Consider the following 13,843-nt stretch of genomic DNA (forward strand, 5'->3'; position numbering starts at 1 on the left):
TACCGAACAATTTAAAAATAATTCTCAACTTATGAAACGGGCTTTGGGAAAATTCCTTCGTAAAACGAACGACATAGAATAAATCTTTTCGAAAAAAAAATTTACAAAAAGTTCCTCTCAATTTCACTAACAAAATTCAAAAATATATCGGATACGAAACCGATCTAACACAGATTAAGGAGAATCTATGAAATCTGCCGCCGAAGTTACCAAAGAATTTTATGAAGCTTTTCAGAAAAAAGATGCCGCAAAAATGGGTTTACTCTATTCCGATTCCGTAATTTTCAACGATCCTGTTTTTTCCAATCTCAATGCGACCGAAGCCAGGGGAATGTGGCAGATGTTGGTTTCAAGAGGAAAGGATTTAGAGTTAAAATTTGGGGAAATTCAATCCGACGGAGATACCGGGAGAGTAACTTGGGAGGCGAACTATACTTTTTCGAAAACCGGCAGAAAGGTGCATAACGTAATTCGAGCGGAGCTTGTATGCAAAGACGGAAAGATCGTAAAACATACCGATCGATTTGGATTTTATCGTTGGTCGAGACAAGCTCTAGGCTTGCCGGGTTTATTTTTGGGATTTCTTCCTTTTCTTCGAAACAAAGTGAAAACGGAAGCCAGAAGAAATTTGGACCTACATCTTAAGAGACAGAAATAAATCAAAACTTTTACTAGGAAGCCATCTCAAAAATATCTTAGAATAATTTGGAATCGGTGTTTTAAGCAAGGATAAAGTATCTTTGAGATAGCTTCTAATGAAGAATGTGCTTCGTATGGGAAATTCGACATCATTCGATCGGCTCGATTTGTTTTATCCCGTTTTGTTCGTGTCTATACTTTGCAATCGCTTCATATGCAACTTTTCTAACGCGATTGATTCCTCCTAAGGGGCGATGTTCCGGTAAGGAATGCCAAGGATTCAACGAAAGATTTTCACAAAAACAATCCCTTTCCGGCGTCGCAAATTCCTGTATAGGAATTTCTAACTTAGCGACCGGAATAAACGGAGAATCGTTTTCGTTCCAGTGAACCGCAGGATCTTCGATTGGCATTGAAATCGGATTTTCCTGTTTTTGAATCATAAATTCGAAACAAGCGGATTTCTCTTTGAGATGAGAAATCATCGTTTGGCGCAGATAATCGTCCGCTGGATTTTCCGGAACCTCGGGGTTTTTTGTTTCGCAAGGTTTTACGGAATACTTTACTGCGTTGGAGTCTTTTCCCAAACGATACGGAGTTGTACTCCAATAACGGATTTCCAAAACATCTGGAATTTTTTTTCTTCGAATAGAAACAGCTTCTTTCAAGGCGGTCAATTTCCAGTTCCAAGGCATTCCGCCGAAAAAATAGGACATGGGTCGTTTTACAAACGCCGCTTTAAACAAGGCCAGATATTCGTCCGGCGCACCCGCGGGTAGAACGGGATGATTGATCAGTAAAAAATCTTGGGTTCGTCTTTCGTCTGTCGCCAATTTAGGGCCGTGGACCTCCAAGAGTTTGATTCCCATTCCTCGAATATCTCCTTCCTGATCCGGTTTTTTCGTAATGGAGCCGTTTGAAAAACGAATCCAAGCTGGATATGTTTTAGAAGAACTGAATATTCCAAATTTGAATTCTTCGGGAATAGAAGAGGATACAGTGAAACTCGCTTTGACACAACCGTGTGCAAACGGATGTGCGTCCCGTTTTGTTTCGCTACCTTGGGGATATTTTTCTTTGAGAGAGGAAATTAAAAGTGCGAGTGTGTCTTCTGTTGTTTTTTCCTCTCCCGGAAAAGTAAATTCCTCTCCTGGTTTTAGATCCCTCGGGATTTTAACTCTGGGTCCTTGTCCCACTCGATAGAGCAGCAGGAGTAAAAGGAAAACCCCAAGCGTTATATATCCGATTTTTTTTCCCATCATTACACTCCGATTAATCCAAAGATCGAATCATGAACTTTAGAAAAATTCTTCTCTTTTATTTTTGAGGAATGATAATCCAGCGTTTTTATTTTCTCAGAGAGGGAAGTTAGAAAGAAAAAAATCGGCTTTTTAGATTTAAAATTTGATAGAACGAGAATGAAAAGAAGGTAAAAATTGAAGATTTTTTCTTTCAAGGGACATAGGAAAAAGCTGAATTCTCAAAAAACGCGCCAAAAATCCGATTCAAATTTCGTTTTTTTGTTGAAAAACAAAATTCAAACAGCCACAGAAGTAACGGGACAACCATGGAAATAACCGTACAAGACGATATTCATATCATAAAAATTGCAGGATCCATTCTTCAATCAGACAGTGAAGAATTGGACCGAAACTTAAGTGAGCACAATTTCGATCCAAGTCCGAAAGTTATCATCGATTTGACGGAAGTGAATCACATCTGTTCTACCGCGCTAGGTATCATTGTTTCTTATAAAAAGAAATTTAAAAGTGCGGAAGGGGACATCATCATTGTAGTCAACGACGAGGACCTTTTACAGCTTTTTGAGATCACGATGTTGGATAAGGTTTTTAAAATAGTTCCTAATATCGAAGATGCATTCGACGAATTTAAGCTGAATCGCTGATCTTTTCTTGAAACAAATCGCCTTTGCCACAAACAATCAGCACAAGGTAAGGGAAGTTGGTTTCATCCTTTCCGAGTTAGGAATTCAGATCCTTACTCCTAATGATCTGAGAATTTCTTTTAACGTCGAAGAAACCGGTTTTACATTTGCGGAAAACGCTCTCATTAAAGCGAGAGAACTGTTTCGTTTGACGAAACTTCCTTCCATTGCGGACGATTCCGGAATCTGTGTCTCAGCGCTTGGAGGAGAACCGGGGATTTATTCCGCTAGATTCGGAGGCCCTAGTCTAAAAGACGAGGATCGTGCCCTTCTCCTTTTGGAAAAAATGAAAGAAAATTCGGACCGTAGGGCACATTACATTTGTGTTATCGCTTACGTAGACGAAACCACCGAACAAAGTTTTGAAGGCAGATGCGAAGGAATCATTTCGAAAGAATATGATAGAATCGGAATGTACGGTTTCGGATATGACCCTATTTTTATTTATCCTCCCTTTCAAAAGCCTTTTTCACAGGTTTCGGAAGCGGAAAAAAATTCGGTTTCCCATAGAAGAAAAGCTTTGGAAGGATTTTTAAAATTCTTAAAAACGAAATCGTAAAAACATCTTCCATAATTTATCCAAAAGATTTAAAGTCTGTCCCAAAAACCTGAAAAGAAATCAGTTACAATTATTCAGTGAGTTAGCTTTGTCCGCAAAGATTATAGGCTTTGTAAAATCTCTGTCAACTTTCCGCGAGGACCGGGCCGCCGGACAAACGTTTGTAGAATTCGGCGCCTTCTCTTTCCAAAAAGTCTTCGTAAGTTCCTTTGAAATCGCGGATTCCTTCGGTGGAAACTTCGATCACGCGAGTCGCGAGCGAGGACACAAATTCCCGGTCGTGTGAAACAAAAATTACGGTTCCTTCAAATATGGATAAGGCGTAGTTTAGCGCCTCAATCGTTTCCAAATCCAAGTGATTCGTGGGTTCGTCGAGAGCTAAAAGATTGTCTCCGGAGATAATCATTCTTCCGATGATCAGTCTGGACTTTTCCCCTCCGGAAAGAACATTCGTGGATTTTTTAGCCATATCTCCGCTAAATAACATTCTCCCTAAAATCGCACGGATCTCCTCCATCTCGGTTCCGGGATCGGCGTATCTGTAAAGCCATTCTACAAGCGTATCAGAATCTTCTAATATGCCTTCCCTGTGATCCTGTGGAAAAACCGAAGACGTAACCGAATCTCCCATCGAGACCTTTCCCGCATCGGGTTCGATCTGTTTCATTAGTGTTTTTAAGAGTGTCGTTTTTCCGACGCCGTTGGTCCCGATGATCGCAATCTTTTCGCCCTTGGTGATGTTGATCGTAAAATCCTTGAAGATGGGCCTATCGTAGGATTTTGAAATATTTTCCGCTATGATCACGTCCTTGCCGAGAGGTTTTTTCATCTTAAAACGAATGTAAGGAGAGACCCTGGATGAAGGTTTGATATCATCGAGTTTGATCTTTTCGATTTGTTTTTGCCGGGAGGTTGCCTGTTTCGACTTACTCGCATTCGCGCTGAAACGGTTTACGAAGTCTTGAAGTTCGGCGATTTTTTCTTTTTTACGTTTGTTTTCGTCGAGAAGTCTTTCACGAGCCATCGTGGAGGCTTCCATATAATCGTCGTAATTGCCAGGGTAAACCGTAAGAGATTGGTAATCCAAATCCGCGATATGAGTCGCGATCGAATTGATAAAGTGACGGTCGTGAGAAATTACGATAACAACTCCGCGATAGTTGGTTAAGAACTCCTCCAGCCAATGAATCGTCTTGATATCCAAGTGGTTGGTAGGCTCGTCTAAAAGAAGAACGTCCGGTTTTTGAAATAATACTTGAGCTAAAAGAACACGGAGTTTAAAACCTCCGGTTAAAAACGCAAGAGTTTGGGTATGACTCGTTGTGGGAATTCCTAGTCCTTCCAAAAGTTCTCCGGCAGTACTTTCCGCCTCGTAACCTCCGAGTTCTCCGTATTTTTCTTCGAGTTCGGAAACGCGCATTCCGTCTTCATCCGACATTTCCGGTTTTGAGTAAATTGCGTCTCTTTCTTGAGAAACTTCCCAAAGTTCCTTGTTTCCCATAATGACCGTATTGAGTACGGTTTCGTTTTCATATTCGAAGTGATCCTGTTTCAAGTACCCGACTTTTATTCCCGCATCGATCGAAACGGAACCGCTGGCGCCTTGTTCTATTCCCGCGAGAATTTTCATAAACGTTGACTTACCGGAACCATTCGCTCCGATCAGTCCGTATCTGCAATTTTCCTTAAACTTTACAGTAACGTTCTCAAAAAGAACTTTTTTACCAAAGTTTAGGGTCAATCCGGAAGTGCTGATCATTTGAGAATACCTGCCAGGGAAGAATCATGACCATGATTTTCAAGATAGGGTTTTTTGCCAATAAAAAGTAGAATTAAGAACTTTCGAAATTTTACCGAAGTTGAAAACATATGCGTTCTAAACTTCAATCCGTTCTCCCTTTGATTCTAAGTTTTCCATTTCTAACCGGTCTTCAGGCCGAGGATCAATTATGGATCGGAAAAATTCTTCAATTTGGAAAATTACTCAGTACGGAAAACGCATATATTCCAATCGAGTCCAATGAGATTACTTCGGAACTTTCAAAACTCAATGATAAAACCGTAAGAATTCTCTGCAGTATGAAAGGGTCCACCTGCAATCCGATTCGTTACGAGATCTATCCGTTTCTCAACTCGAAAGAAATCGAACCTTGGACGATTAAAAAAATTCCCGATTACGTAAATCGTAATATTTTCGCATTCAATCCGACCGTTTCTCCGGACGGGAAATACCTTTTCTGGACCGCTTATATCAAACGCGGCAAATCGGGAACTCAGAAGATCTGGTATTCGAAACTAGACGAGAAAGGATTTTGGGAAGACGGAAAAGAAATGAACGCACCTTTGAACAATGAAATGCCCTCGGCCGTCATTTCCGCGTTGCCGGGAGGAAACGAACTCTTCGTCTTCGGAACGTTCGGCGAAAAAGAACTTTTAGACGAACTTGGAAAAGACTTCGAAGCAAAGGGGGAATTGGCGGCTCGTTCGTCCAAAAACTCCAACGAATACAGAAAAAAGATCGAGGAACTTAGAGCCGAATACGATGAAAAAACGAAGCAGATTACAAGAAGGGTTCCTCTTTATAAAAGTTTTAAGGAAAAGGATTCCTGGTCTAAGCCAAGTATATTAAAGTTTCCTGATTTTTATAATCTCTACAGAAAGAAAAACGATTCAAGCCAGGAAGTTTTCGGGGGCTCCACTCTTTCTTCTTCGGGAAGAATTTTGATCTATTCTTCCCAACACAAAGATTCCAAGGGGAAATTAGATCTTTATGTGAGTAAAATGTTAAGCGACGGGACCTTTCCTTTGGGAACAAATTTAGGCGAAGTTATCAATACGGATCACGAAGAGATGGCTCCGTTTTTAGCAAGCGATGATAGAACTCTTTATTTTTCCAGCGACGGACACAAAGGGATTTCCATTTATATGACGAAAAGAATCGGAGACGCTTGGGATCAATGGACCAAACCAATCGAAGTTTCGGAAAACCTGAAAGGTGTGAATTTCTTTTCTATTCCCGCGAACAGCGACTGGGCTTATATCAGTAAGGACGGTCAGTTGTTTATGGCCTATCTTCCGAAGGAAATGCGTCCCGAAAAAGTAGTGGTTGTAAATGGAAAGGTGACTGACACAGATGGAAATCCTCTCTCTGCCGATATACATTACGAATCTCTAAAGTCTCACGAGAAAATTGGAAGTACAAAAAGCGATCCTTCCACCGGAAACTTCTCTATCATTCTTCCTTTCGGAGAAAATTACGGCTTTTACGCTCAGAAGAAGGGGTATCTTCCTGTATCACAAAATTTGAATTTAAGTTCCAAAAAGAATTTCTCCGAGAAAGTGGAGGTTCTTTTGCAACTTCCTCCGATTCAAGAACGCGGAACAATTCAAATTAATAATTTATTTTTCGAATCCAAAAGTTTTCGAATCGTCCCTGAATCGGAGCCGGAACTTAATCGCCTCGCCGAGATTATGAAAGAAAATCCAGATATTAAAATTCAAATCGAAGGTCATACGGACAACGTCGGAAAGAAAAAAGATAATCTTCTTCTTTCCGAAAAACGTGCGATAGCGATCGCCGAATATCTTTCTCAAAAGCATTCGATTCCTATGGAAAGAATTAAAACCCGAGGTTTCGGAGACAGTGTTCCTTTGAGCAAAAACGACTCCGAAGAAGGGCGTAGAAAAAATAGAAGGGTGAACTTTACCATTCTCAAAAGGAAATGAGAATACGTTAATTTACAAAGTATCCGAAAGTTTACTAGTGCGATTTTATTCCCTATTTCGTGATCGAACTCATGCGGATTTCTAAGACAAAATAGCGTCCTTTCTGAACATGAAAAACGTGGGTTAAATCAAGAAATGTATTAAGAGTCTCAGAATTGTCTTTTGTAAGAGCGACATTGCCGCGACACTGTATCAGTTCTCTGAATGTAGGGTTCCTACCATAACCTTACCCACAAGTACTTGGATCCGAAGATAAATCCGTCGGAATTCCGACAAATCCCCCGTGAAACTTAGTTCCCACCCTTATTTTTGGGTGGAGGCGGAAAGACTCGGGAAATTTTTCTCTATCAGAAAATCATACTTTTTGCAAGTAAAAAGCCTCATTCTTGTCGGAACACTTGAAAAATATCAGTTTTTGATCCTTATTATACCAAAAGCCCTCTTAATTTGTGGGTAAGGTGATGGGTTCCTACAGATCGCATTCGTATTGACAGTTTTTCCTGTCGTTTAAGATCGTAATAGCTTCAATTCCTTCGGAAATTTTAATCATAATCCGGCATATTCCATGGAAATTATACCGCAAAATAATACGGATCTTGTATTAATTTTGAATCAAGGAGGAATGATATCCTTCCGGGGTTTCATATCCCATTACGTCTAAAATTGTGGCCGCAACATTCGCAAGACCGGGATTGGGAAAATTCGAATTCAATCGGATTTTCCTTTCAGGATCCAGAACGGAAAAAGGAACCGGATTGAGCGTATGACTCGTTTTAGGAATTGGTTTCCCTTGAGAATTTTTTTCCACGTTTCCCTTTTTATCCAATTGATACATCTCGTCCGCGTTACCGTGATCAGCCGTAATCAATAAAACAATATTCTGTTTTTCGCATGCTTTCCAAAGGCGTTCCAAACAACCGTCCAGAAATTCCATCGCTCGAACTGTGGCCGGATAATTTCCGGTATGACCCACCATATCCCCATTGGCGTAATTAACTCGATAGAAGTCCTGCTTGTTTTCGTTCAGGGCTTTTTCCAAAGCTTCCGTGATCAGAGAAGCTTTCATTTCCGGACTTTGATCGAAGGGAATCACGTCGGATTGGATTTCGCGATATTCTTCTGACTTTTGATCGAAATAACCGCTTTTGTTTCCGTTCCAAAAATACGTTACATGTCCGTACTTTTGTGTTTCGGATAACGCATACTGCGCTATTTCCGAGTTGGCCATGTATTCCCCTAACGTTCGATCAATCGCAGGGGGAGCGACTAGAAAACGTTCCGGAAGTTTGAGATCTCCATCGTATTGCATAATTCCAGCATATACAATATTAGGAAGAGGGCCGCGATTGAATTTATCGAAGTCTTTTTCGGTGAACGCCAAAGAGATTTCGATCGCTCTATCTCCTCTGAAATTCGTAAAAACTACAGAATCACCGTCTTGAATTTTACCGACGGGATTTCCGTTTTCCGCAATTACAAAAGAAGGAAGATATTGATCGATTACTTTCGGATCTTCCGCGCGAAAGCTTTCTATCGCTTCTTTCGCGGAGGAGAATTTTCTGCCTTCTCCTCTTACGTGAATTGCCCAGCCTCTTTCTACCATGGACCAATCCGCTTCGTAACGGTCCATGGTAATCGTCATTCTCCCTCCTCCGGAAGCGATACGAATATCGGTACCATTTTTTCTAAGAGAATCCAACCAGGTTTCAAAAGGATTCAGATAATCTAATGCGGATTTTTCCGGAACATCTCTTCCGTCCAGAAGAATATGAAGTCTAATTTTCGTAACTTTTTCGGAGATCGCCTGCAAAATTAACGCTTTTGTATGATCGATGTGAGCATGAACGTTTCCGTCTGAAAAAAGACCTAATAAATGTAATGCGGATTTATTCTTCTTTGTGTTATCAATAATTTCTTTCCAAGCCTGACCTTGGAAAATATTTCCTGATGCGATCGAGTTGGAAACTAATTTGGCTCCTTGGTCGAAAATTCGTCCCGAACCGAGAACATTGTGTCCGACTTCCGAGTTTCCCATGTCCTCATCGGACGGCATACCTACGAATTTACCGTGAGCTTGGATGTGGAGAGTGGGAAATTGATTCCAGACTTGATTTAAAAATGGAAGCTTAGCATCCGCTATCGCGTTTCCGAACTCCGGACCTTTAGGGGAATAACCGACGCCGTCTAAGATAACGAGCAAAACCTTTCTAGACCGAAAGGTATATTTCTTTGAAAGCTTCATATTAGATTCATGGAATCAGTTGAATATATGGAAAGTCAAGAGATTCAAATATGAAAAAAACTTGGAAATTTGCTTTTCTTTCCTAAATCGGATGAAAAATAAGAACTCATTCTAAGGCTGGTTTTCAGTGAGACTTATCCATTGAATTCGAAGTTCAAATTTTACAGTCTTGGGTCGATTTTGTTGTGGAAAACTTGAGTTTGGAACGAGTTGTAAAATTTTTTCATCTGAAAAGCTTTTTGAAAAATCTGGAAATAATTTTAATAGTTTAAACAGTGGAGAAGCGATGAGCAAACCAGTTTTAAATCAGGCGTTTGGTGGCGGAAATCAAACGCAAAACTTTTTAAAAGTTAAAAAAATCAATGAAGTAGTTAGCTATTATTTAAACGACCGACTTACACACTCCGTTTATAAGGCGATTGTTTCCCAGACGACTCATAAGAACGTTAAATCTCAAAATTTATTTCAAGTAGAATCTAGAGTTCCCGAGGCTTCCGAACTTACGACTGCGGAAGTGGTGTTTCACATCAAACGATTATTGGAAGACGAAGTCGTTCTTCAATTCGCGTACTTTTACATAGACCCTGCCACATCCGACTTAAAATTAAAACCTTGTTACGTCGCTTATACGGATGCAGAGCCCGGTGATCTCACGCGTATTTATCTTTCTTTGATTGATCTTTCCATCAATTCGATTTTATCGTATTTGGAAAGCAGACCGCCGCTTGGAAAAGAAGTTTTATGGGAAGATTTGGAAACGGATTTTAAAGGCGAGAATATACAAAAATTGAAACTTTTCTTTAATCCTGAAAGTTTTTTCCAAGCACCGAATATTAGCATTCCCTTAAATCCCGAATATGTAAAAGATATGTTGATTGAGATCACGGACGGATTGATTAAAAAAGGGAGAATTAGGGAAATACCGGAATTTGGATATTTGGTCGTAAAAATCAAAGAACTTCAGATGTTATTTGAACTCGTGGATGAATTCCATTTTAAAAAAGTATTTCCTAAATACAAATGGGCTTTGTCGGATTCGTTTGCCGCGATTTCTCATGAAGAAAGGATGCATACGAACGATCCATCCGCAACTCCGACGACACTCTTCGGTAAAAAAAGGGCCAAAGCGATTGGGAAAGTTATAGAATCCGATCCGGAAAGAAAATCGAAACGTAAATTTATAGGAGTCGAACTGATACAAAGTTTAAGTGAAGAGATAGAAAGTTCTCTCAAAGTTTCATATCAAGAACAGATTCGAGACCGCTTTCACGAGATGACCGATCATCTTTCCAAACAAACCGGACGTTGGGACAAACTTGTGTTATTCATACCCGATGAAGAATTTAAAACCTATCCCGCCGGATTGAAAAAACTTTTTACGGAAGATTCGCATATCGCTTATTCGCCTTGGGAAACAAAGGGAATTACGATGCATTCTTTTATGAGAATCGACGTGGAAACCGTTAAATCTGTCATAAAATCATTAACAATGGCGGCTCATGTGGATGCGTGGAAAGTATTAAGTATTCGTAATTTGATCGAACTGAACGAGGATGCCATACAAACCGTTTTTAAGGACGAAGAATTTGTAAAGAATTACGGAAAGGTTCTTCGAAAAGGATACGTAAAGTATTTTCCGTGGTATTTTGGTATTTTGGATTTTGTGGGAGTTGCAAAACTTATTCAGGATGTTTTCTTTCAAGCGGCTAAAGAAAAAATTCGATCGGAGCAATCATTTTTCAAATCAAAAAACCGGGATATGGCTTTCAAATTGGAGCAAAAGGAAATCCAGGAAAAATTAAAAGAAGATGAAAAAATCAAATCTTTGGAACAAAAATCAAAACTTTCGGAAGCTCTCAACCAGTATTATTTTGAAAGAAATATTCCGCCGATGTTGAAGGATATTCTTTACGAAGTTCCTGGATATTCCCCTGAATTGATTCATCAGATTATAGAGCGTGATAAATTCATTTTGATACCGGACTCCGATCCTGCAAAAGACAAAACGGATTCGATTTTGATTTATCCGGACGATGAGTCCTTTCGTTTCAGGGCGAAAGAGATCCATAAAGTTTTATCGGAAAAAAAGAAGAATTTAGAATTTAAGTTGAGTAATAAAGAGGAAGATTCTCAAAAGGAAAAAATTATCAAAACTTTAAAGTATTTGGATTCTTGGTTTTCTTCCAAGCCGGAAATTTCTAAAGGTACTAAAAGTGGCGCTTCCGTAAATTCAAACGAGGACCCTTATGAAAATTTTCGAAAGGAAATTATAAAAATCAAAGGAAAAGAGAAAATTTCCCTATAATTCTGCTGATCCCTAAAAATAGAGTACCGTTAATTTGAGCGCAAATCCGCGTTTAGACGCGGAATTTTGGACACTCTATTTTGTAGGGATTAGTAATTGATCATTTCAAGAAGTTATTTCAAAGATAACTTATGATATTGTTCAATTAGGGTTGTTGAAAAATTCCATGATTCAGATTAGTAAAACCCCACTTCAGACATCCATTTCAACGAAGCAGAAACGGATAGAGAATTAATTTTTCAACAACTCTAATGATCCTTTAAAACAAAGCAAAGAATACTTTTGGACGAATCTATCGTTTAACGTGAATTCGGCGGTTGAAAATGAGAAAGAATTTTCTAAAAGTAGAAGTCCTTACTTTTAGAATTTGCTCGTAAAATTGCGATTTGTTGTAGTTCCCACATTTTAAGAATAGATTTACAAAGTTCAAATTCCGATTTCCTACAAAAAAAAATCGTGAATTTCTTACGTCGAACTCACGTTAGTTTATGTGTTTTCGTTCGATTTGATAAAAAAAGAAAAATATTTACAATTTATCTTTTCTCGGAACAAGATCTTTTAAGAAAATTAAAATTTAATCGTGTAAACAGCGGTAGGTGTGATTTCCGTGAATCCGTTGATTGGGTTTTTTACGGTAACGGCTGAAAATTTCCATCCTTCGGGATTTAAATCGAAAAGTAAGGTTTGTATCTTTTCGTAATCCTTAGCAAATAAAAATGCGTGAATCAATTGTAACCCGTAAACCGCGCCTAACAGCCATTGTGCTTGATTGTACTGAGATGTCGCGCGGTCATAGTTGCTGAAATAAGGATTGGTTGCTGTGGCCGTGGTCAAAATTCTTCTAACTAAGATGGTTGTGCGAACTGTTTCGTCGGAACTATCCGAGTTTAAATTTGGATCCATAAATGCGGCAATCGTGATCGCAGTGGAGTTGAATTTATAGTTGTTTTCTTCCGCCGAGGCTTTTTCTTTACAGTTATTGGTGTATAACACTGTGCCAGCAAACAACAAAAAGCTGATCACTGCCCATTTTTTTTGCCCTATTTTCCATTGACCCCAACCAGGAAGAATTGCGGATCTACCGGATATGGTCCATTCCGTTTCCTTCCAAGAGGACGAGATCGTTGTTTGTTCGGTTTTGTCGTTGGTTTTGGGTGGTAGTTTCGCAGTGACTTTTTTGGGTTCATCCTTTTTAGGGTCTTTCAAATTGATCTCGGAAATTTCGGCTTTGGGAATGATCTGCGTTTTTCCGTTAATTTCTATGTGAACTTCGGTTCTTGATTGGTTTACGATTTTACCCTGAAGGGTTTTTCCGTTTTTAAGAACGATCGTGCTTGCTGATAACGGTAAAGAAATCAGAATTATTAAAGCGAAAATTCCTGAAGAAGATATAAGAACCCGTCGAGCGTCAATAGAAGTGAGGCGTTGAGTTACCAGCTTGGTCTTTCTGACAAAGTCAGCCGGGTTTTTAGGACGCGCTATAAATTTAGATATTCGAGACATCGGATTGTGAGTGTTTTTTGTTGAGTCTAAAAATGAAAGTCGGTTAGGTGAAATTCCCGTTCAAATTACAATTGATGGGCTTTAGCGGGTTTAAATTCATTGAATAGAAAGAATTATTATGATTCTTAATCGCGAAATTTTAGAATCTATCTTTTTATACAACAAATTATCTTTTTGCTTGAAAAAACAAGTACGAATCAGCGATCCTTCATTACTGTGGCACACACTTCCGAGTTAGAAAAACTCTATAACCACAATAAAGATGATTTATTTCATTATATAAAAAAATCGTTCTACGACGAAAATTCTGCGCAAGATATTTTGCACGATTCGTTTCTAAATTTTTTTCGATATTATGAAAGTAAAAGCATTCCTGATCCGACTTCTTGTAGGATGATTCTTTTTAGAATCGCGAGAAATTTAATGATTAACCATGCGAAGTCCTATTATCAGCGGAATGTATCTTTGGTAGGCGAAGATGTGAGCAGTAATTTTACGTCTAAAACGCCAAGTCCTGAATTTTCCGTATTGGAAAAAATTGACCAATCGGATGTTAAACATATCATCGATTCTCTTTTAGATACGATTTCCCCAGAATATAAGGAAGCTTTACTTTTAAGATATCAGCAGGATTTAAAGCTAGAAGAGATTTCTAAAATTCTTGGGATGAGTATATCGGGCGTATCTAGACTCATTGAAAGGGCTGAAAAATCTTTGGCTCAAGAAGGTAAAAAAATAGGTTTCCAACCTGGAAATTACATATAGGATATTTTTTTATTACGTCCTATATTTTAAAAGAGAAAGAATTCGGAACTGTTGGTGATAAAAAAATCAGAAATGGAAAAAAAAGCTCAAATTGATTTCTTTTAGTTTGTTTAGCAAACAGGAAGCAGGATAGAATGAATCGTAGACCCGGGAAACGTA

At 39.0% G+C, this 13,843-nt stretch carries 10 protein-coding genes; 6 read left to right on the top strand and 4 right to left on the bottom strand.

Annotation, left to right across the window (positions count from 1 at the left end; genetic code table 11):
• Positions 1-187: 187 nt before the first annotated feature.
• On the top strand, positions 188-658 hold the full coding sequence (locus tag FHG67_RS00920; RefSeq protein ID WP_002634781.1) for a nuclear transport factor 2 family protein: 471 nt from the start codon (positions 188-190) through the stop codon (positions 656-658).
• Between the two features lie 130 nt (positions 659-788).
• On the opposite strand, the gene FHG67_RS00925 is transcribed toward FHG67_RS00920, so the two are convergent.
• Complete coding sequence (locus FHG67_RS00925; RefSeq protein WP_004498410.1) at positions 789-1,898, bottom strand: catalase family protein; 1,110 nt, start codon at positions 1,896-1,898, stop codon at positions 789-791.
• A 308-nt stretch (positions 1,899-2,206) separates the two neighbouring features.
• Between FHG67_RS00925 and FHG67_RS00935 the strand changes: the two genes are divergently transcribed.
• Together FHG67_RS00935 and rdgB are read left to right on the top strand one after the other, a co-directional pair.
• Entirely contained in the window at positions 2,207-2,545 is a 339-nt protein-coding gene (locus tag FHG67_RS00935) for an STAS domain-containing protein (RefSeq protein ID WP_004495355.1), read from the top strand.
• Between the two features lie 7 nt (positions 2,546-2,552).
• Positions 2,553-3,143 (top strand): RdgB/HAM1 family non-canonical purine NTP pyrophosphatase, encoded by a 591-nt coding sequence (gene rdgB / locus FHG67_RS00940; RefSeq protein WP_004498396.1) that lies wholly within the window; start codon positions 2,553-2,555, stop codon positions 3,141-3,143.
• Between the two features lie 124 nt (positions 3,144-3,267).
• Here the strand turns inward: rdgB and FHG67_RS00945 are convergent, their stop codons facing one another.
• The gene (locus tag FHG67_RS00945) at positions 3,268-4,902 is read right to left on the bottom strand and encodes an ABC-F family ATPase (protein WP_002634774.1); all 1,635 of its coding nucleotides are present in this window, start codon (positions 4,900-4,902) and stop codon (positions 3,268-3,270) included.
• A 110-nt stretch (positions 4,903-5,012) separates the two neighbouring features.
• On the opposite strand from FHG67_RS00945, the gene FHG67_RS00950 reads away from it, so the two are divergent.
• Entirely contained in the window at positions 5,013-6,869 is a 1,857-nt protein-coding gene (locus tag FHG67_RS00950) for an OmpA family protein (protein ID WP_004495276.1), read from the top strand.
• 601 nt (positions 6,870-7,470) lie between these two features.
• Here FHG67_RS00950 and gpmI read toward each other — a convergent pair.
• Positions 7,471-9,111: a 2,3-bisphosphoglycerate-independent phosphoglycerate mutase gene (gpmI, locus tag FHG67_RS00955; RefSeq protein ID WP_004502626.1), complete on the bottom strand. Its 1,641-nt coding sequence runs from the start codon at positions 9,109-9,111 to the stop codon at positions 7,471-7,473.
• Between the two features lie 286 nt (positions 9,112-9,397).
• Between gpmI and FHG67_RS00960 the strand changes: the two genes are divergently transcribed.
• Positions 9,398-11,416, top strand: coding sequence for a hypothetical protein (locus FHG67_RS00960; protein WP_026054240.1), 2,019 nt, complete (start codon positions 9,398-9,400; stop codon positions 11,414-11,416).
• A gap of 567 nt (positions 11,417-11,983) precedes the next feature.
• On the opposite strand, the gene FHG67_RS00965 is transcribed toward FHG67_RS00960, so the two are convergent.
• Positions 11,984-12,919: an LA_0442/LA_0875 N-terminal domain-containing protein gene (locus FHG67_RS00965; protein WP_004495292.1), complete on the bottom strand. Its 936-nt coding sequence runs from the start codon at positions 12,917-12,919 to the stop codon at positions 11,984-11,986.
• A 216-nt stretch (positions 12,920-13,135) separates the two neighbouring features.
• Here FHG67_RS00965 and FHG67_RS00970 point away from each other — a divergent pair, with 216 nt between their 5' ends.
• Positions 13,136-13,684, top strand: coding sequence for an RNA polymerase sigma factor (locus FHG67_RS00970; RefSeq protein WP_002634742.1), 549 nt, complete (start codon positions 13,136-13,138; stop codon positions 13,682-13,684).
• Positions 13,685-13,843: the final 159 nt, after the last annotated feature.

This window comes from Leptospira weilii, from assembly GCF_006874765.1.
Taxonomy (GTDB): Bacteria; Spirochaetota; Leptospiria; order Leptospirales; family Leptospiraceae; genus Leptospira; species Leptospira weilii.